We start from the raw sequence: 17874 nt of genomic DNA, 5'->3' as shown, positions 1-17874 counted from the left end.
GCGGCCGGGCGGAGCGTGGGACTGCCGGGGACGGCGGGGTCAGGCGTGGGCGCCCACGGTGACCGTGCCGATGGTGAGTTCGGGCCGTCCTTCGAGGATGTGGCCCACCCGCTCGGCCTGTTCGTCCAGCTCGCGCAGCTGCCCCGGGGTGAGGGGGTTGAGCGGTTCGACGGTCAGGTGGATCTTCCGCCCGGAGCGCCGCTGGTGCCAGACCCCGGCGACCTCGCCGTCCACCAGGAGGACGGGGAAGTTGCCCGCCTGCCCGCCGGAGAGCGCCCGCTGCGCCGCGCGGCCCGGGAAGAGGGCTTCCCGGGGGTGGCAGCCGACGGTGAAGGCGTCGAAGTACGGCAGCAGCCGCACCCCGCTCGGCGGGCTGCCCGGCATCGCGGTGTCGCCGGTGACGAGCCAGGCCCGCTCCCCCAGGAAGTCCACGGGTTCGACGCGGCCCTCCGCCTCCAGGGACGCGAACAGCTCGGCGGCCCAGGGGCGGGGGGTGGCGGTCCACTGGGCGAACTGCTGGGCCGTGGCGGGCCCGTAGGACCGCAGGTACGCCTCCGCGAGCGCGGTCAGCGCGGCCGGCCCGTCCATCGGGCGGAAGCCGGGCACCAGGCGGTGCGGGTTGGTGTAGGTGACCTTGCGGCCGCGCTGGGGCCCGAAGCAGAGGGCGCCGCGGTTGGCGGCGACGTCCATGGCCTGGCGCCAGCGCGGCCACATGCCGCCGAACGCGGGCACGACGAGGTCGCCGGCCCAGCTCCCGGCCCGTTCGGCCACCGCGTCGCCGAGTTCGTCGGCGGTCAGCTCGGCGCCGGAGAGCGCGTCGCCGACGGCCTCGACGACCTGCTCGGTCTGTTCGGGGGTGAGGCGGACGCCGGGCGCGTGCAGGTTGCGCACGCCCGGCAGGGCGGAGAGGGCGCCCGTCCACATCGCCAGGTCGCGGGCGGGCAGGACGTGCACGGTGCCGCGCGGCCCGTACGTCTTGACGAGGGTGTGGCCGGTCCACAGCGCGTCCCGGACGTCCGCCCGGGTGGTGCCCTCCAGCCGCAGGCCGATGGAGAGTTCCGCCGCGGACATGAGCTGGGCGTGGGCCCCGCACATGGCGGCGACGGCGTCGGCGGGGCCGGCGTCCTTCGCGGGGGCGGCCAGCCCGTGCCGCTCCAGGCGCCGGGCCGCCGCCTGCGGCCACTGAACCGTGGTCACGTTCGTCATCACACCGTTTCCGCGCGCGTGGTCCGGCCGCCCGCCGGCTGCCCGGCAGCAGTCTCCACCGTGTCGCCCCGCTCCGCCACCTCCACCGGCCCGGCCGCGTCCCCGGACGGGCCGGCTTCCGTGCCGTCCGGCCGGGCCGCGGTGGCCGCGGTGGCCGACTTGGCCGTCTCGGCGGTCTCGTCGGCGTTCCTGGGGGTGACCTGCCGCAGCAGTCCGGCGACCAGGGCCGCCGCGAGCAGCACGAGCACCGCGGCGATCACGGTGTTGACGTGCAGCCCCTGGGTGAACGCCTGGCGGGCGGCGGCCAGCAGCTGCGGCCCGGCCGCACCGGGCAGCGCGGCCGCCGTCTCCAGGGCGCCGCCGAGCGTGTCCCGGGCGGCCTCGGCGGCCTCGGCGGGCACCCCGGCGGGCAGCGTGTCCTGGAGGGTGGAGCGGTAGACGGCGGTGCCGACGCTGCCGAGGACGGCCACGCCGATGGCCATGCCGAACTCCTGGTTGGTCTCGGAGATCGCGGAGGCGGCGCCCGCCCGCTCCGGCGGCGCGGCACCGACGATCATGTCGACGCCCATGATGGTCATGGGCCCGACGCCGATCGACAGGACGACCGACCCGGTGACCAGCAGCCACAGGTCGTCGGAGCCGTCGAGGCCGAGGAAGAGCAGGAAGCCGATCGCGCCGATGACGAGTCCGCCCGCCATGACATAGGCGGGGCGCACGCTCTGCACCAGCGCGGGCGTCAGCGCGGCGACCACGACCATGGCGCCGGCCTGGGGCAGGGTCCACAGCCCGGCCTGGAAGGGCGTGAGGCCCAGCACCATCTGCATGTACTGGGAGAGGAAGAAGAACACCCCGGACATGGCGAACAGGGTGAGGGTGAGCGTGCCGAGCGAGGCGCTGAAGGCCCGGTCGGAGAAGAGCTTCAGGTCCAGCATGGGGTCGGCGAGGCGGCGCTGCCTGCGGGCGAACACCACGCCGAGGGCGACGCCCAGGGCGAGCGCGGCGAACGGGACGGCTCCGGCGCCGTCCTTGGCGATCTCCTTGACGCCGTAGACGAACGCGATCGTGGCGACGATCGACAGCGCGGCGCTCACCAGGTCGAGCCGGCCGGGGGCCGGGTCGCGGTGCTCGGGGAGCAGGACCGGTCCGGCGACGAGCAGCAGGATCATCGGGGGCACGGCGAGCAGGAACACCGCGCCCCACCACCAGCGTTCGAGCACGGCGCCGCCGACCAGCGGGCCGAGGGTCATGCCCACGGTGAAACTGGTCATCCACACGGCGATGGCCGCGGTGCGCTGCCCGGGGTCGGGGAACATGCTGCGGATGAGCGCGAGCGTGGAGGGCATCAGGGTGGCCCCGGCCACGCCGAGCAGGGCGCGGGTGACGATGAGCAGCTCGGCGGTGTTGGACCAGGCGGCCAGCACGGAGGCGGTGCCGAAGGCGGCGGCGCCGATCAGCAGCAGGCGGCGGCGTCCGATGCGGTCGCCGATGGTCCCCATGGTGATCAGGCAGCCCGCGACGAGGAAGCCGTAGACGTCGAGGATCCAGAGCAGTTGGGAGCTGTCGGGCGCGAGGTCGGCGCTGAGCTGGGGCACCGCCAGATAGAGGACAGTCATGTCCATGGCGATGAGCATGGCGGGGAGGGCGAGGACGGCCAGGCCGATCCATTCCCGCCGGCCTGCCCTGCGGGGGGCGTCAGCGGGTGCGGCCGCTGCTGTCATGACGATTCCCATCTGTGTGAATGCCGAACGTGCCGGTGGCCCCCGGCGTCGCCGCGGGCCACCGGCGGGAACAGGTCAGAGGGCGACGGAGACGTTGCCCCGGTAGGCCCCGCGCAGAAGCGAGATCAGGGCCCCGGGGGCGGCCTCGATGCCGCCCTCGACCACGGTCTGGGGGAAGACGAACCGGCCCTCGCCCAGCCAGCCGGCGAAGTGCTGGATCCACGCCCCGATCTGCTTGGGGGTGTGGTAGCAGGCGAAGGGGCGCAGCTCCAGGTGGCGGGTGATGGCGGTCATCAGGTCCAGGCGCGGGAAGTCCGCCCGGCCCGCGCCGTTCTGCACCGACAGCGCGCCGCACAGGGCGAACCGCGCGTGCGGCCGGGCCGCTTGGAGCGCCGCCTCGAACTGCTCGCCGCCGACGTTGTCGAAGAAGACGTCGATGCCGTCGGGTGCCAGCTCCGCCAGCCGGTCGGCGACCGGGCCGTCGTGGTAGTCGAAGGCGGCGTCGAAGCCCAGCTCGTCCACCAGGTAGGCGACCTTCTCCTTGCTGCCCGCGCTGCCGATGACCCGGGCCGCCCCGCGGCACTTGGCGATCTGGCCGGCGAGCGAGCCGACGCCGCCGGCCGCGCCGGACACGAAGACCACGTCCCCCTCGCCCGCCCGCGCGATGTCGGCCATGCCGTAGTACGCGGTGGGCCCCTGGCACAGGAAGTAGGAGGTGCTGGGGAAGAGGCCGGGGGTGAGCCGGAAGAAGGACTCGGCGGGCCCGACGGCGTACTCGCACCACCCGGTCATGGACTGCACCAGGTCGCCGACCGCCAGGTCCGGGCTGTTGGACGCCACCACGGTGCCGGTCTCCCCGCCGCCGATCCGCCCGCCGACCCGGTACGGGGGCAGCGGCAGCTGGCAGTCGGTGCGCATCAGGTCCTGGTACGCGGCGGCGACACCGAGGTGGTCCATCCGGACGACGACCTCGCCCGGGCCGGGCTCCGGCACCTCCACGTCGACCAGCTCGAAGTGGTCCGGGGTCAGTTCCCCGTCGAGGTGCCTGGCCAGTCGTATCTCACGGGCCTTGGCCGGGATGGTGTACGGCGTTCCGGCTGCCATGGTCGTCCTCCGTTGCGGGCCGGTCGGGCGGGCGTGGTGGGGCGGGGGTGGGGCAGGGGTGGGACAGAGGTGGTGCGGGGCAAGTGTGCGGGCGGGCGCTCGCGCCGGGCTCGAACAGCGCTAGAGCCGTACCGCGCCGCTGGTCACCAGGGCCAGCAGGCTGCGCGCCTGGACATTCAGGTAGTGCCCGTGGCGGGCAAGCGCGGTCAACTGCGCCGGGGTGCACCACCGGTAGCCCGGTGGCGGGTCGAGCGGGGCGTCGGCCTCGACGACCATGTAGCGGATCTCGGCGTCCAGGAACCGGCCGCCCTCCTCCGAGTGGACGGCCGAGTAGCGCACGCGCGCGGGGTCGGCGCGCAGGACCGCGTCCAGGAACGGCTGGCCCTCCCGTACGAGATCCGGGTGGTGGTTCTCCGGGACGCACTGGACGGTGGGGGCGAGCTCCACGGTGTCGAGGAAGCCGCCCTCGACCCGGGCGTGCGCCAGCAGGTGCGGGACGCCGTCCACCGTACGGGTCAGGAAGGCCGCCACTCCCCTGCCCACCGGCGCGATCAGCGGCTGGGTCCAGCCGGTGACCTCGCGGCTGCCGGCCTCGACGGAGACGGCCACGACCGTGAAGAAGCGCCCCCGTTCGTGCGCGATCTCCCGGTCGTCCCGGCGCCAGCCGGCCACCCGGCCGAGCGGGATCAGCCGGGCGTCCACCTCGTGGCGGGCGCGCTCGGCGGTGAACCAGGACAGCAGCTCGGTGTCGGAGTGCAGCGCCCCGGACCCGGCCGGGCCGGGCACACCGGCGAGGACCGTACGGGTGTCCATGTTGACGACGTTGTCCAGCCGCAGCAGCTCGCCCAGCTGGCCGAGGGTCAGCCAGCGGAAGTCCTCGTGGGCGGGGACGTCCCCGGTGGTCTCGACGATCATGTTGCGGTTGCTCTTGCGGAAGAACCACGCCCCGTGCTCGGACTGGAGGCTGTCGGCCAGCACCCGGTCCCCGCCCCGCCCGGGGCGCAGGAAGTGGTCGAGGTGGCGGACGCCCGAACCGCCGTGCGCCTTGGTGTAGTTGCTCCGGGTGGCCTGCACGGTCGGCGACAGCTGGAGCAGGTTCGGGTTGCCCGGCTCCATCTTGGCCTGCATCAGGAAGTGCAGGACGCCGTCGAACTCCTTGGCAAGGATGCCGAGGATGCCCACCTCCGGCTGGTGGATCACGGGCTGCTGCCAGGACGGGTACGGCCCGGTGCCGGTGGTGACCGCCAGTCCCTCGACGGTGAAGAACCGTCCGCTGCGGTGCGCCAGGTTGCCGGTGCCGGGCGCGAAGGACCACCCCTCCAGCCCGGCGAACGGCACCCGCCGCACCGCGAACCGGTGGGCCCGGCGCCGCTCGTCCAGCCAGCCGGCGACGTCGGCGGTACGGGTCAGGGCGCCGGCCCCGGTGACCGCGGCCGAGCGCGCGAACCGGGCGGGCAGCCCGTGGTCCACGCGTTCCCGCAGGACGGGAAGGGTGGCGGTGGCCATCGGTCAGTCTCCCCAGACGACCGGCAGGCTGGTCAGGGTGTGGTTGATCTCCCCGCTGTGCCAGGGCAGTTCCGCGGCCGGCACGGCGAGCCGGAGGCCGGGGAAGCGGCGCACCAGTCCGTCGAGGGCGATCTCCATCTCCATCCGGCCGAGGTGCTTGCCGAGGCAGTGGTGCAGGCCGTGGCCGAAGGAGATGTGCGGGTTCTTCTCCCGGGCGAGGTCCAGCCGGTCGGCGTCGGGGAAGACGTCGCCGTCCCGGTTGGCGGAGGCGAGCGAGAGCAGCACGGCGTCGCCCTTGGCGATCGTCACCCCGCCGACCTCGATGTCGTCGGCCGCGATGCGCGGGAAGCCGGAGGTGTCGGTGGCGAACAGGTTGACGTGGCGCAGGAGTTCCTCGACCGCGACCGGGATGCGGGAGCGGTCCTCCACCAGCCACCGCCACTGGTCGCGGTGGTCCGCGATCAGTGCGAGCACCGAGTTGGCCAGCTGGTTGGCGGTGGTGTCGAAACCGGCGCCGATCAGGGTGAAGCCGAAGGTGACCAGCTCCTGCTCGCTGAGCCGGTCGTCGTTGTCCCGGGCGGCGATCAGCTCGGAGAGCATGTCGTCGGTGGGGTGGGCGCGCTTGTCCGCGACCAGCCCGACGATGTACTCACTGAGCTTGGCGAGCCCGTTCAGCGACTCCTCGCCGCCGGCCCGGTCGTCGACGGTCGCGAAGGCCCGCGCCCACTTCTCGAAGTCGCGCAGGTCCTGCGGCGGTACGCCGAGCAGCTCGCCGATGACGGTCAGCGGCAGCGGCACGGCGAGCTGCTGGACCAGGTCGACCGGGCCCTCCTGGGCGAGCATGTCGTCGAGCAGCTCGTCGGCGACCTTCTGGACGCCGGCCCGCATCCGCTCCACCCGGCGCAGGGTGAAGGCGCCGGCGACCAGCTTGCGCAGCCGGGAGTGCTCGGGCGAGTCCAGCGAGATGATCATCTCGGGGGTGGTGTGCATGGTCCCGCCGATGCGGGGGGCGCCCGGGCCGCAGGCCAGGGCCCGGCTCAGCCGGGGGTCGGCCGACAGGGCCCGGACGTCCTCGTAGCGGGTGACCAGCCAGGCGTCCACACCCCCCGCCGTGCGGACCTTGACCACCGGCTGCTCGGCGCGCAGCGCGGCGTACGGCGCGGCGGGGCCGCGGTAGGTCGAACCGGAGAAGGGGAAGACGTCGGCAGCGGGCGACACGGGGCGGGCGGACAAGGGGTACCTCCGCGGGGTGCGGGCTTCGGGTGGGTGGCGGAACGGGGGGCGGGACGCCGGCTCAGGAGGGGTTGTGGATCTTGTCGGCCCAGTTCGGGGTGTCGTGGGTGACCACCCGGGACCGGGTGTGCAGCACCCCGCCGACCCGCACCAGGACGTCCTCGACGGTGGTGGTCGGCTCGAAGCTGACCTTGCCCGACCGGTCGGTCATGCTGACGATCGCCTGGTAGCGGACGTGGAGGGTGTCGTCGTCGACGGGCTCGACGCGCATCCGGTCGAACCAGTAGCGGTAGACCAGGCCGTCGTAGTAGGCGACGTTCCTCTCCCGCGCCTCGCGGGCCGAGATCTCCCCGACGAGGGGCCGCTCGGCGTCGCCCCGCCGGGCGGTCATCTCCTTGAGCAGCTGCTCCCGCCCCTCCAGCTTCCAGCCGCCCGGGCGGTGCTCGATCGAGCCGTCCTCGGTGAGCGTCCCGAGGAACTCCTCGAGCCTGCGCTCCTCCAGCAGCGGCATCTGGCGCGCGTAGAACTGCTGCACCTCGACGTAGAGTTCGGCGCTCACCCGCCGGTCGGTCGACCGCGACGCTTCGGACACCCCGGCCCCCTTTCCATGGTCGGCTTCCGTTGTCGGCGCGCCGCCGTCGCGGGGCGCGCATCCACCGCCCACGGTGGCAACGCCGGCTGGACGCGTCCTGGAGAGGCACTACAACGCCCGTGCGGATGACGGACGTCCGTGTCCGTGTCCTGGCCCCGGCGCACACCGTTGGGCACGAAGCGCGGCGTACGGGACATACGGGAAGGACGGGGCCGCCGCGGCGCACGGTTCACGGGCGCGCGGCGCGTACAGGCGCGACGACGTACACGGCACGAGGTGGAGGAGGCGATCGGCATGCCGGTCATGGCGGTGGAGACGGGAACCGACGAGCGGGAGGCGCTGCTGGCCTGCTGGGAGAAGCAGCGCGAGGCGCTGCGCCGGGCGGCGGGCGGGCTCACCGACGAGCAGGCGCGCAGCACCCCGAGCGCGAGCGAACTGTCCCTGGCGGCGCTGCTCACCCACGCCGTGCGGGGCGAGCCGGCCTGGATCCCGGTGCTGCGGGGCGAGGGCGGGGACTGGACCGACCGGGACGGCGAGGCCGAGTTCCGGCCCCCGGCCGGGCAGAGCGTCGGGGACCTGCTGCGCGAGCACCGGCGGGTCGGCGAGCAGGTCGCCCGCGCCGTGCGCGAGCTGCCCGGCGGCCTCGACCGCGAGGTGCCCATGCCGGTGACCCCGTGGGGGCCGCCCGAGGAGCCGCGCAGCGTGCGGTGGATCCTGCTCCACCTGATCGCGGAGGCGGCGCGGCACGCGGGCCACGCCGACCTCGTACGGGAGTCGCTGGACGGGGCGACCGCACTGGAGCTGCGCGAGGAGGCCCGGGTCTGAGGCGGCGCCGGGCGGGTGGTCCGGGGGCCGGAGTGGTCCGGGGCGGGAACGGCCCGGGGCGGGCGGTCAGCCCTCCTCGGGCCCCAGCAGGACGGCCGAGTAGTTCTTGCGAGCGGCCGTGTCGTACTGGAGGGCGACATGGCTGGTCGCCGAGGTGATGTCGCGCCAGAACCGCTGGAGGGGGTGCGCCTCCCCGAGGCCCCCGGTGCCGGCGCCGCGGATCAGCAGGGCGGCGGCCTCCTGGAGCAGCTCGGCCGAGAAGGTGGCGTTGCGCTCGTTGCGCGCCATCAGCTCGGGGGTGAACCGCCGCTCGTCGATGACCGCCGCGTTCTGCTCGACCAGGTGGCGGGCCGCGTCGACGCGCCCCGAGGCGCGCACCACCAGCAGCTCGCCCGACGGGTTGCGGCGCCGGCCGGTCATCGTGCGCGCACAGGCCTCCAGGGCGCCGGCGGCGGCCCCCACGACGGGCGCGATGAAGGTGAGCCCGCCCACCGCCTGGAAGGGCACCCGGTGGCAGGGGGCGTCGGAGGTGGTGTTGTGCCCGGTCAGCATGTCCGCGCGGTCGAAGGACAGATGGCCGGGTACGAAGAGGTCCTCGACGACCACGGTGTGGCTCGCGGTCGCCCGCATGCCGATGCTGTCCCAGCTCTCGAGCACGGTCCAGCTGCCGCGCGGCAGCGCGAAGAACCGCAGCCGCGGCGGGCCGTCGCCCCCGGGCACGGCGGCGCACACCAGGGCCCAGTCGGCGAAGTCGATCCCGCTGACGTAGGACCACCGGCCGCCCAGCCGCCACCCGCCGTCCTCCTGGCGGGCCCGGCCCGCGGGCATCAGCGCGGTGGCGATCACCACGTCGGGGCTCTCGCCCCAGACCGCCCGGTGCCCCTCCTCGGGCAGGTGCGAGGCGAAGCGGGCGGAGTACGCGGCCAGCGACGCGCACCAGGCGGTGGCCGCACAGCCCTCCCCGACCGCGACGACGGCGTCCGTCAGCTCGCCGAACGTGCCCTCCGTACCGCCCCAGCGGGAGGAGACGAAGTGGCGGGCGAAGCCGGTCGTGCGGACCGCTTCCGTGACGTCGGGGGCGAGTCGCCGGGTGGTGTCCGCCTCGGCGGCGTGCTCGGCGGCGAGGGCGCGCAGCTTGACGGCGGCCTCGGCCAACCCCGTGTCCCCTGATATGGCGGCAGGCATCCTCGTGACCTCCTGTGGTGAACGCTTCGCGGTGCGCGGTCGTCCGGGCAGCGTGGCGGCCGTCCCTCGAACCGGGATGCACCCGCACTAGACGCCCTCCGGGCCCTCCCCCGGCCGCCGCGTGCTCATGCGGCGTGCGACCCGTGCTGTGCCGCCGCTCATGGCGCGGCGGGCACGGTGGGCCGCACCGCACGCCGAAGGGCGTGCCGTGCGCCCGGCCACTTCCGGCCGGGCGGCCGACATACGGAGGGTCCCATGGCTGCAACCGCGTCCGACCGTACGGAGCTCGCCGCCGAGCTGACCGTGCACATGACCGGCTTCCTGTACTCCGCGTCGCTGTACACGGCGGCCGAGGCCAAGATCGCCGACCACCTCGCGGACGGTCCCCGTACCCCCGCCGAGATCGGTGAGCTGACCGGCCTGCACGGCCCGTACGTCCGGCGTCTGCTGCGCTACCTGGCGACCCGGGAGGTCTTCCGCGAGGACGAGGACGGCCGCTTCCACCTGACGCCGATGGCGGACCTGCTGCGCACCGGCGTGCCGAACTCGGTGCGGGACAGCTTCCTGATGCTCGGCGGCGAGCTGTTCTGGAAGCCGATCGGCAAGCTCAACGAGACGGTCCGCAAGGGCAGCACGGTCTTCGACGACCTGTACGGCGCGCCGTTCTTCGAGTGGCTGGGCTCGCACCCCGAGGAGGCGACCGTCTTCAACGCCGGGACGGCGGCCTTCTCCGGCCAGTTCACCGACCTCGTCGCCGACACCTACCCCTTCCCGGAGGGCGCCCGGGTCGTGGACGTCGGCGGTGGCCGCGGCGGTCTGCTGCTGTCCATCCTCAGCAAGCACCCCACGGTGACCGGCACGCTGTACGACCAGGAGTCGGTGCTCCGCGAGAACCTGCTCGACGAGCCGCAGGTGGCCGGGCGCTGGAAGACCGAGCCGGGCAACTTCTTCGAGAGCGTGCCGGGCGGCGGGGACATCTACATCCTCAAGTCGATCCTGCACGACTGGAGCGACGAGAACGGCCTGCGCATCCTGAAGGCGACCCGCGAGGGCATGCCCACGGGGGCGAAGCTGCTGGTGGTCGACGCGGTGATCCCGGACGGCAACGACCCGCACGTCAGCAAGACCATCGACATGATGATGATGACGGTCTTCAACGGCAAGGAGCGCACCCTGCCGGAGTTCAAGGAGATCCTCGGTGCCGCCGGCTTCACGGTGACCGAGGTGCTGGAGACGGCCGACCCGGTCGTCTCGGTCATCGAGGCCGTCGCGGACTGACCCCGGGCGGTACGCGGACGACGGCTCAGGGCCCCGGTCGAGGTGACCGGGGCCCTGAGCCGTACGGGAAGAACCGCGAAGAGCGGGGTGCGGGTCAGAAGAGCTTGGCGAACCGCTCCAGGGTCTCGCCCGGGCTCGGCCCGTCGAGCGCCTGGAAGATCCGCCGCGCGCCCTCGCCGTGCTTGTGCAGCTTCACATGGGCGAGCTCCACCGTGGTGCCGCCGCCGGGGGCGGGAGTGAAGGTCACCTCGATCTCGCTGGCCCGCTCGTCGTCGGGGATGGACTGCCAGTTGCCGTCCAGCCGCCAGGTCATCACCAGCCGGCTGCCGGGCCGCCACTCCAGGATGCGGCCCCAGGTGATCTCGTTGCCCTCCACGTCCCACTCGTAGTAGCGCCCGCCGGCGCCGCCCTCGAAGGCGAGGCCGGCCCGCTCCTTCTTCAGCAGGACGTGCGACGGCGGCCACCAGTCCTTGGGGCGCTCGGTGAACACCCGGAAGCTCTCCTCGGGCGTGGCCGCCACGGTCACCGACTTCCGTACGTCCGGAATCGTCTGCTCGGACACGGACCCTCCTCGCTCATGTCACGTCGTTCGGACCCGTCCACCGTCGCGCCGGCGGCTCAACCCGCCGTCGACGGCGGCTCGAACGGGCGGTGTTCGAGGCGGAGTCCAGATCGGCGCAAGGAGGCGCGTTCACGGTCGACCCATGCGGACGACGAGCGACGGGAGAGCACGATGACAGCTACGGGGACGGGCGCGGAGCGGCGGCGGGTCGCCTTCGTCACGGGCGCGACCAGTGGTATCGGCCTGGCGGTGACCGAGCTCCTGGCCCGGCAGGGGCTCGCCGTGTTCGGGGTGGCGCGCGGCGAGGAGGACGTGCGCGCCCTGGTGAAGCGGCTGCGCGGCGAGGGGCTGGACGTCGCCGGCACGGTCTGCGACGTCACCTCGGCGGAGCAGATCCGGACGGCCGTGCGGGAGGCGGTGGAGACGTACGGCCGGATCGACGTGCTCGTCAACAACGCGGGGCGCGGCGGCGGCGGGGTCACCGCGGAGATCGAGGACGCCCTGTGGGACGACGTCATCGAGACCAACCTGAACGGCACCTTCCGGGTCACCCGCGAGGTGCTGAGCACCGGGCGGATGCGGGACGGCGACTGGGGCCGGATCGTCAACATCGCCTCCACGGGCGGCAAGCAGGGCGTGGAGCTGGCCGCGCCGTACTCCGCGTCCAAGCACGGAGTCATCGGCTTCACCAAGGCCGTCGGCAAGGAGCTGGCGAAGACGGGCATCACGGTGAACGCGGTGTGCCCCGGCTATGTCGAGACCCCGATGGCCCAGCGGGTGCGCCAGGGGTACGCCGGGCACTACGGCGTGTCTGAGCAGGAGATCCAGGAGAAGTTCAACGCCAAGATCCCGCTGGGCCGTTACTCCACCCCGGAGGAGGTGGCGGGGCTGGTCGGCTACCTCGTCTCCGACGTGGCGGCGTCGATCACCGCGCAGGCGCTCAACGTCTGCGGCGGGCTGGGCAATTACTGATGCGGACGGAGACGGACACCCCCATCATGAGCGAAGCAGCGACCACCGGCGCGGCGGCCACGGCCGTCCTCGTGCCCGGGACCCGCGTACCCGACGCCCTTGTGCCCGACACCGCCGCGTTCCGGGCGGCCATGGGCCGGTTCCCCACCGGGGTCACCCTGCTCACCCAGGGCAGTGACGAGGACACCGGTGTGATCACCCTCAACAGCCTCACCTCCGTGTCCCTGGACCCGCTCCTGATCCTGGTCTCGGTCAAGGCCGACGGCCGGATGCGCCCCCGCGTGGCCCGGGCCGGGAGCTTCACCGTCAATGTGCTGGGCCGTCACCAGCAGGACCTGGCCCAGGAGTTCTGCCGTCCGGACCGGCCGTCCGGGACGGCCGCCATGCGCCGGCTGGGCGCGGCGCGGGGCGTGCTGGGCAACGCCGTCGTCCCCTCCGCCGAGGCGTACTTCGAGTGCGTGCTGGACGCCGAGTACGCGGCCGGGGACCACACCCTGCTCGTCGGCCGGGTGGTGGCGCTCGCCTCCGGGGAGACCGGCCCCGACCCGCTCGTCTTCCACCGCGGCGGCTTCACCCGGCTGCCCCTGGACGCGGCGGCGCGGGCATGACCGCGGCCCTCGCCTCGCTGGAGCCGGTCGCCGAGGGCGTGTACGCGTTCGTGCAGCCCGACGGCGGCTGGTGCCTCAACAACGCGGGCCTGGTCACCGGCGGGGGCCGCGGCGTCCTCGTCGACACGGCCGCGACGGAGAAGCGCGCCCGCCGGCTCCGCGCGGAGGTGGAACGCCTCCTGCCGGGCGGGCCGGACTATGTGGTGAACACCCACTTCCACGGTGACCACACCTTCGGCAACGGCCAGTTCGCGGGTTCGGTGATCGTGGCCCACGAGGGGTGCCGCGCCGACACGGCGGAGGCGGGGCTGGGGCTGCGCGGGCTGTGGCCGGAGGTGGAGTGGGGCGACACCCCGCTCACCCTGCCCTCGCTCACCTTCCGTGAGGCGCTCACCGTGCACGCCGGGGACCTGAGGGTCGAGCTGCTCCATGTGGGGCCCGCCCACACCGCCAACGATGTCGTGGTGTGGGTGCCGGAGCGGTCCGTGCTCTTCACCGGCGACGTGGTGTGGTCGGGGGTCACACCGTACGTCCTGATGGGCTCGGTCACCGGGTCGCTCGACGCCCTGGCCCGGCTGCGGGCGCTGGGGCCCGCCACGGTCGTCCCGGGACACGGGCCGGTCGGCGGGCCGGAGCTGCTGGACGAGACCGAGGCGTACCTGCGGCTGCTCCAGGAGCTGGCGGAGGACGGGGTGCGCCGGGGGGTTCCGCCGCTGCGGGCCGCCCAGGAGGCGGACCTGGGCGCCTTCGCCAAGCTGGTGGACCCCGAGCGGCTGGTGGGCAATCTGCACCGGGCGTACGCGGAGCTGGAGGGGCTCGCGCCCGGCGCCCGCATCGACGTCCTGGCGTCCTTCCGGGAGATGGTCGCCTTCCACGGCGGGCTGCCCGCCTGCCACGCCTGAGATCCGGTACGGACACACGTACACGAACACGTACACGTACACGCACGGACGCACGCCGACCGAGAGGAGACGTCAATGGCGACGATCCTGCTGGACCGGCCCGCTCAGGAGCCGGTACGCACCCCTCCCGACCCCCCGCCGCAGTGGGTGCCGCTCCTGCTGGCGGGCGACCCCGACGACGACGGCAGCGAGCCGCACATCTGGCGGGGCATCGACTGACCGCCCGCCCGCGCACCGCGGCACCCCGCCCATGGACGACCCGTGGGCGGGGTGCCGCAGTGCGGGGGGAGCTTCAGGCGGCGGGCGGTCCGGCCGGGGCCGGGGTGTCGCGGTGGATGACCCGCGAGCGCGTCAGGAGCCGGCCGTCCCGGCGGACCAGCTCGTCCTCCACGGTGAAGGTCGGCTGGAAGTTCACCCTGCCCTCGCGGTCGGTCTGGGTGACGAGGGTGTAGTACGACACCTGGAGGCGGTCGGCGTCGGCCGGGTCCACCTCGATGATCAGGTGGCCGAACCAGTGCCGTACCGCGATGTCCCGGTAGCGGGGCAGGTTGGCCCGCATGCCCGCGACCATCTCCGCACGGCCGCGCTGCCGCTGGCCGCCGGCGTGCACGACCTCGCCGTCCTCGGTGAAGGTGTCGGCGAAGCCCTCGATGTCCAGGGCGTCGACCCGTCGCATCTGCCGGGCGTAGAAGGTCTGCACCTCGGCGTAGAGGTCCCCGGTGACCTGGTGGGGCAGGGTCCCGACCGGCTGAGACATGGATACTCCCTTCGCAACGGCCGGCCCGGTGGCCGCGCCGATCGGCCCCAGCCTGCCGCGCCGCGCTGCAGCGGCACTGGAGACCGGCTCGTCGGCGCCGCCCCGCCCCGGGGCACGGGAGCGGGCCGGCCGTCGCGAAGGCGGGTCAGGCGGCGCGCCGCTCGTACCCCACCAGGCGGACGCAGACGGCGAGGCCCCGGATCGCCTGCTCCAGCTCCGCGAGCCCCGGGTAGCTGGGCGCGATCCGGATGACCGTGTCGCCCGGGTCGTCGCCGTAGGGGTGGGTGGCCCCGGCCGGGGTCAGCTTGATGCCCGCGTCGCCGGCCCGGCGCACGACCTCCCGGGCACAGCCGTCCGGCACCCGCAGCGTCACGAAGTACCCGCCCTTGGGCGAGGTCCAGGTGGCGAGCCCCGTACCGCCCAGCTCGGCGTCCAGGATGCGCGCGACGGCCTCGAACTTGGGCTGCAGCAGGGCGCGCTGGCGCTCCATGTGGGCCCGCACGCCGTCGGCGTCCCGCAGGAACATCGCGTGCCGCAACTGGTTGACCTTGTCGGGGCCGATGGACCGCTTGGCGTTGTTGCCGAGCAGCCAGGCCACGTTCGCCTGGGACGAGCCGAAGAAGGCGACGCCCGCGCCGGCGGCGGTGATCTTGGAGGTGGAGCCGAAGACGAAGGCCCGGTCCGGGTTGCCCGCCTCCGCGCAGGCGGCGAGCAGGTCGGCGATCTCGACGGGCTCGTCGGTGAGGTGGTGGACGGCGTACGCGTTGTCCCAGAAGATCCGGAAGTCGGGCGCGGCGGTGGGCATCGCGGCGAGCCGCGCCACGGTCGCGTCGCTGTAGCAGACGCCGTCCGGGTTGCTGTACTTCGGGACGCACCAGATGCCCTTGACCGCCGGGTTCTCGGCGGCGAGCCGCTCCACGGCGTCCATGTCGGGGCCCTCGTCCGTCATGGGGACGGGGATCATGTCGATGCCGAACCGCTCGCAGAGCGCGAAGTGCCGGTCGTAGCCGGGGACGGGGCACAGGAACGCGATCCGCTCCTGGTCGGCCCACCGCGACTCGGCGCCCGGCAGGACGCTCAGCAGGGCGTGCACCAGGCAGTCGTGCATCAGCTCCAGGCTGGAGTTGCCGGCGGCGAGCAGCTGCGCGGCGGGCACCTGGAGGGCTTCGGCGAAGATCTCGCGGATCTCGGGCAGCCCGTGGAGGCCGCCGTAGTTGCGTACGTCGGTGCCGTCGGCGGCGGTGTACCGGCCGCCGGGCAGGCTGAGCAGCTCCTCGGAGAGGTCGAGCTGCTCCGGTGCGGGCTTACCCCGGGTGAGGTCGAGCGAGAGGCCGCGCCCCACGAGCTCCTGGTAGTCCTGGCGGGCACGCTCGAGGAGCCCGGTCAGCGCGTCGGGGCTCAGCTCGGTGGTCATGGTGTTTCCTCTCGCAGGGTGCGTCGCGCCTGCCGAGGATACAAAACGGGCCACACCGGCCCGCCGGCCGGAGTCACCCGGCGGCTCCGGTGGCGGCCGCCCCCGGGCGTACGTACCGGGAGGCGGGCGTCCCCGGGCGTACGTACCGGGAGGCGGACGCCACCGGGCCCGGCCGTCCCTCGCCGTCCCCCGCCGTCCCTCACCGTCCCTCACCGTCCCTCACCGTCCCTCACCGTCCCTCGGCCGGGTGGTGTAGAGGGGCGAACCGCGTCAAAACCCGGTGCGGCCGCCCACGGGCCGTGATCATGTGGGCCGTGAACCCCCTACTCCACGCCGCCCGCCGGCGCCGGGCACTCCTGGTGCCCGCGCTGGCCGCCGCCGGCCTCCTGCCCCTCCTGTCCCCGCCGCCCGCCGGCGCCCAGCCGGCGCCGCCCGCGCCCCGCCCCGCGGCCCCCGGGGCCCCGGCGCCGGCCACCCCGCGCACCGCCGCCGAGGCACGCACCGACGCCGTCCTGCAGCACCTGCGCCGGGACCCCCGGCTGCTGCGCGGCTTCTTCACCCGGATGCCCAAGGGAGGTGAGCTGCACAACCACCTCTCGGGCGCGGTGTCCACGGAGTACCTGATCCGGCTGGCCGGCGACGACGGGCTGTGCGTCGACACCGCGACCATGACGGCGGTCGCCCCGCCCTGCGGCCCGGGCAGGCGCCCGGCGGCGGACGCGCGGACCGACCGGGCGTTCCACGACGCCCTGGTGAGGGCCTGGTCCATGCAGGACTTCCCGCCCGGCGGGAACGGCCACGACCACTTCTTCGCCACGTTCGGGAAGTTCGGCGAGGTCACCTGGCGCCACCCCGGCAAGCTGCTGGCGGAGGTGGCCGGCACGGCGGCGGCCCAGAACCAGTCCTATCTGGAGACGATGGCGACGCCCGCGTCGGAGGGCGCGAAGAAGCTGGCCGCCGAGGTGGGCTGGGACGCCGACCTGGCGCGGCTGCACCGCCGGCTGGCCGCCGGGGGCAGGCTGGACGCCCTGGTCGCCGAGGCGCGCGGGGAGGCGGACCGGACGGGTGCCGAGTTCCGCGCGGAGGCCCGCTGCGGTACGGACCGGCCGGGCGCCGCCTGTGGCATGACCGTGCGCTGGATCTCCCAGGTGTCGCGCGGCAGCGCCCCCGAGCGGGTCTTCACGCAGATGGCCCTGGGCATGCGGCTGGCCGAGCGCGACAGCCGGTTCGTGGCCGTGAACCTGGTCCAGCCGGAGGACGGGGAGCGCGCCCTGGCCGACTACCGGCTGCACATGCGGATGCTGAAGTACCTGCGCGGGGTGTACCCGAAGGCGCATGTCACCCTGCACGCGGGTGAGCTGTGGCCGGGCCTGGTCAAGCCCGCCGACCTGGCCTTCCACATCAAGGAGGCGGTCACGGTGGCGCGCGCCGAGCGGATCGGGCACGGTGTCGGCCTGCGCCACGAGAACGACTGGCGCGGCACGGCCCGGACGATGGCCGCCCGGGAGATCGCCGTCGAGGTGCCCTTCACCAGCAACGCCCAGATCCTCGGGGTGAAGGGCGACGACCACCCCTTCTCCGCCTACCGGGAGCACGGGGTGCCGGTGGTGCTGGCCACCGACGACCCGGGGGTCTCGCGCATCGACATCAGCCACGAATACCAGTACGCGGCCACCACCTACGGGCTGGGCTACCCGGCGCTGAAGGACCTGGCGCGCGCCTCCCTGGAGTACGCCTTCCTCCCGGGCCGCAGCCTGTGGCGGGGCAACCCCACCGCCGAGGGCTACCGCCCCGAGGCCGCCTGCCGGGACGCGCTGCCCGGCAGCGGCAGGCCGGCCGGCGCCGAGTGCCGCCGGCTGCTGGAGGCCAGCCCGAAGGCCGCCCTGCAGTGGCGGCAGGAAGCGGCCTTCGCCGCCTTCGAGCGGTCCTTCCCGGCACCGCGCTGACGGCGGGCGGGCCGGTGCCCGCCCGTCCCGGAGCCCCGGGGGCCGCGCCGCACGGACGCGGCGCGG

Annotated in this window: 17 protein-coding genes; 7 read left to right on the top strand and 10 right to left on the bottom strand. The window is 74.2% G+C overall.

The window, feature by feature from the left end:
* Positions 1–39: 39 nt before the first annotated feature.
* The 6 genes from ACF08D_RS04240 to ACF08D_RS04215 form a co-directional block, all read right to left on the bottom strand.
* Positions 40–1206: a winged helix DNA-binding domain-containing protein gene (locus ACF08D_RS04240; RefSeq protein ID WP_392220958.1), complete on the bottom strand. Its 1167-nt coding sequence runs from the start codon at positions 1204–1206 to the stop codon at positions 40–42.
* Complete coding sequence (locus tag ACF08D_RS04235; protein WP_392220957.1) at positions 1206–2924, bottom strand: MFS transporter; 1719 nt, start codon at positions 2922–2924, stop codon at positions 1206–1208. The genes ACF08D_RS04240 and ACF08D_RS04235 overlap by 1 nt, the downstream gene beginning before the upstream one ends.
* Positions 2925–2999: 75 nt before the next feature.
* A complete protein-coding gene (locus ACF08D_RS04230) occupies positions 3000–4028 on the bottom strand; it encodes a zinc-binding dehydrogenase (RefSeq protein WP_392220956.1) in 1029 nt (342 codons plus the stop codon).
* Between the two features lie 120 nt (positions 4029–4148).
* Positions 4149–5534 (bottom strand): NDP-hexose 2,3-dehydratase family protein, encoded by a 1386-nt coding sequence (locus tag ACF08D_RS04225; RefSeq protein WP_392220955.1) that lies wholly within the window; start codon positions 5532–5534, stop codon positions 4149–4151.
* 3 nt (positions 5535–5537) lie between these two features.
* A complete protein-coding gene (locus ACF08D_RS04220) occupies positions 5538–6767 on the bottom strand; it encodes a cytochrome P450 (protein WP_392220954.1) in 1230 nt (409 codons plus the stop codon).
* Between the two features lie 61 nt (positions 6768–6828).
* Positions 6829–7359: a nuclear transport factor 2 family protein gene (locus ACF08D_RS04215; RefSeq protein WP_392220953.1), complete on the bottom strand. Its 531-nt coding sequence runs from the start codon at positions 7357–7359 to the stop codon at positions 6829–6831.
* 294 nt (positions 7360–7653) lie between these two features.
* On the opposite strand from ACF08D_RS04215, the gene ACF08D_RS04210 reads away from it, so the two are divergent.
* On the top strand, positions 7654–8184 hold the full coding sequence (locus ACF08D_RS04210; protein ID WP_392221211.1) for a DinB family protein: 531 nt from the start codon (positions 7654–7656) through the stop codon (positions 8182–8184).
* 66 nt (positions 8185–8250) lie between these two features.
* Here the strand turns inward: ACF08D_RS04210 and ACF08D_RS04205 are convergent, their stop codons facing one another.
* Complete coding sequence (locus ACF08D_RS04205) at positions 8251–9369, bottom strand: hydrolase (RefSeq protein ID WP_392220952.1); 1119 nt, start codon at positions 9367–9369, stop codon at positions 8251–8253.
* Between the two features lie 255 nt (positions 9370–9624).
* Between ACF08D_RS04205 and ACF08D_RS04200 the strand changes: the two genes are divergently transcribed.
* Positions 9625–10647: a methyltransferase gene (locus ACF08D_RS04200; RefSeq protein ID WP_392220951.1), complete on the top strand. Its 1023-nt coding sequence runs from the start codon at positions 9625–9627 to the stop codon at positions 10645–10647.
* Between the two features lie 94 nt (positions 10648–10741).
* On the opposite strand, the gene ACF08D_RS04195 is transcribed toward ACF08D_RS04200, so the two are convergent.
* A complete protein-coding gene (locus tag ACF08D_RS04195; protein WP_392220950.1) occupies positions 10742–11209 on the bottom strand; it encodes an SRPBCC family protein in 468 nt (155 codons plus the stop codon).
* A 171-nt stretch (positions 11210–11380) separates the two neighbouring features.
* On the opposite strand from ACF08D_RS04195, the gene ACF08D_RS04190 reads away from it, so the two are divergent.
* From ACF08D_RS04190 to ACF08D_RS04175, 4 genes are all read left to right on the top strand, one after another.
* Positions 11381–12181: an SDR family NAD(P)-dependent oxidoreductase gene (locus tag ACF08D_RS04190; protein ID WP_392220949.1), complete on the top strand. Its 801-nt coding sequence runs from the start codon at positions 11381–11383 to the stop codon at positions 12179–12181.
* Positions 12182–12207: 26 nt separating this feature from the next.
* The gene (locus ACF08D_RS04185; RefSeq protein WP_392220948.1) at positions 12208–12789 is read left to right on the top strand and encodes a flavin reductase family protein; all 582 of its coding nucleotides are present in this window, start codon (positions 12208–12210) and stop codon (positions 12787–12789) included.
* On the top strand, positions 12786–13691 hold the full coding sequence (locus ACF08D_RS04180; protein WP_392220947.1) for an MBL fold metallo-hydrolase: 906 nt from the start codon (positions 12786–12788) through the stop codon (positions 13689–13691). Before ACF08D_RS04185 ends, ACF08D_RS04180 begins: the two co-directional genes overlap by 4 nt.
* A gap of 75 nt (positions 13692–13766) precedes the next feature.
* Positions 13767–13910 (top strand): hypothetical protein, encoded by a 144-nt coding sequence (locus tag ACF08D_RS04175; protein WP_392220946.1) that lies wholly within the window; start codon positions 13767–13769, stop codon positions 13908–13910.
* Positions 13911–13983: 73 nt separating this feature from the next.
* On the opposite strand, the gene ACF08D_RS04170 is transcribed toward ACF08D_RS04175, so the two are convergent.
* Entirely contained in the window at positions 13984–14448 is a 465-nt protein-coding gene (locus ACF08D_RS04170; protein WP_392220945.1) for a nuclear transport factor 2 family protein, read from the bottom strand.
* A 145-nt stretch (positions 14449–14593) separates the two neighbouring features.
* On the bottom strand, positions 14594–15862 hold the full coding sequence (locus tag ACF08D_RS04165; RefSeq protein ID WP_392220944.1) for an aminotransferase class I/II-fold pyridoxal phosphate-dependent enzyme: 1269 nt from the start codon (positions 15860–15862) through the stop codon (positions 14594–14596).
* A 305-nt stretch (positions 15863–16167) separates the two neighbouring features.
* Here ACF08D_RS04165 and ACF08D_RS04160 point away from each other — a divergent pair, with 305 nt between their 5' ends.
* Positions 16168–17808 carry an adenosine deaminase gene (locus ACF08D_RS04160; RefSeq protein WP_392220943.1) on the top strand — a complete coding sequence of 547 codons (1641 nt, stop codon included), beginning with the start codon at positions 16168–16170 and terminating at the stop codon, positions 17806–17808.
* Positions 17809–17874 lie beyond the last annotated feature (66 nt).

The organism is Streptomyces sp. NPDC015131, from assembly GCF_043079975.1.
Taxonomy (GTDB): domain Bacteria; phylum Actinomycetota; class Actinomycetes; order Streptomycetales; family Streptomycetaceae; genus Streptomyces.
Note: the sequence above shows the minus strand (reverse complement) of the source record. Positions and strands in the feature narration are given on the sequence as shown.

What these genes read in the sequence shown, in the direction of transcription:
- ACF08D_RS04205 (WP_392220952.1), bottom strand. Translation starts at nt 9,369, where the DNA reads ATGCCTGCCGCCATATCAGGGGACACGGGGTTGGCCGAGGCCGCCGTC.
- ACF08D_RS04180 (WP_392220947.1), top strand. Translation starts at nt 12,786, where the DNA reads ATGACCGCGGCCCTCGCCTCGCTGGAGCCGGTCGCCGAGGGCGTGTAC.
- ACF08D_RS04235 (WP_392220957.1), bottom strand. Translation starts at nt 2,924, where the DNA reads ATGACAGCAGCGGCCGCACCCGCTGACGCCCCCCGCAGGGCAGGCCGG.
- ACF08D_RS04165 (WP_392220944.1), bottom strand. Translation starts at nt 15,862, where the DNA reads ATGACCACCGAGCTGAGCCCCGACGCGCTGACCGGGCTCCTCGAGCGT.
- ACF08D_RS04240 (WP_392220958.1), bottom strand. Translation starts at nt 1,206, where the DNA reads ATGACGAACGTGACCACGGTTCAGTGGCCGCAGGCGGCGGCCCGGCGC.
- ACF08D_RS04170 (WP_392220945.1), bottom strand. Translation starts at nt 14,448, where the DNA reads ATGTCTCAGCCGGTCGGGACCCTGCCCCACCAGGTCACCGGGGACCTC.
- ACF08D_RS04200 (WP_392220951.1), top strand. Translation starts at nt 9,625, where the DNA reads ATGGCTGCAACCGCGTCCGACCGTACGGAGCTCGCCGCCGAGCTGACC.
- ACF08D_RS04160 (WP_392220943.1), top strand. Translation starts at nt 16,168, where the DNA reads ATGTGGGCCGTGAACCCCCTACTCCACGCCGCCCGCCGGCGCCGGGCA.
- ACF08D_RS04185 (WP_392220948.1), top strand. Translation starts at nt 12,208, where the DNA reads ATGAGCGAAGCAGCGACCACCGGCGCGGCGGCCACGGCCGTCCTCGTG.
- ACF08D_RS04210 (WP_392221211.1), top strand. Translation starts at nt 7,654, where the DNA reads ATGCCGGTCATGGCGGTGGAGACGGGAACCGACGAGCGGGAGGCGCTG.
- ACF08D_RS04190 (WP_392220949.1), top strand. Translation starts at nt 11,381, where the DNA reads ATGACAGCTACGGGGACGGGCGCGGAGCGGCGGCGGGTCGCCTTCGTC.
- ACF08D_RS04230 (WP_392220956.1), bottom strand. Translation starts at nt 4,028, where the DNA reads ATGGCAGCCGGAACGCCGTACACCATCCCGGCCAAGGCCCGTGAGATA.
- ACF08D_RS04225 (WP_392220955.1), bottom strand. Translation starts at nt 5,534, where the DNA reads ATGGCCACCGCCACCCTTCCCGTCCTGCGGGAACGCGTGGACCACGGG.
- ACF08D_RS04175 (WP_392220946.1), top strand. Translation starts at nt 13,767, where the DNA reads ATGGCGACGATCCTGCTGGACCGGCCCGCTCAGGAGCCGGTACGCACC.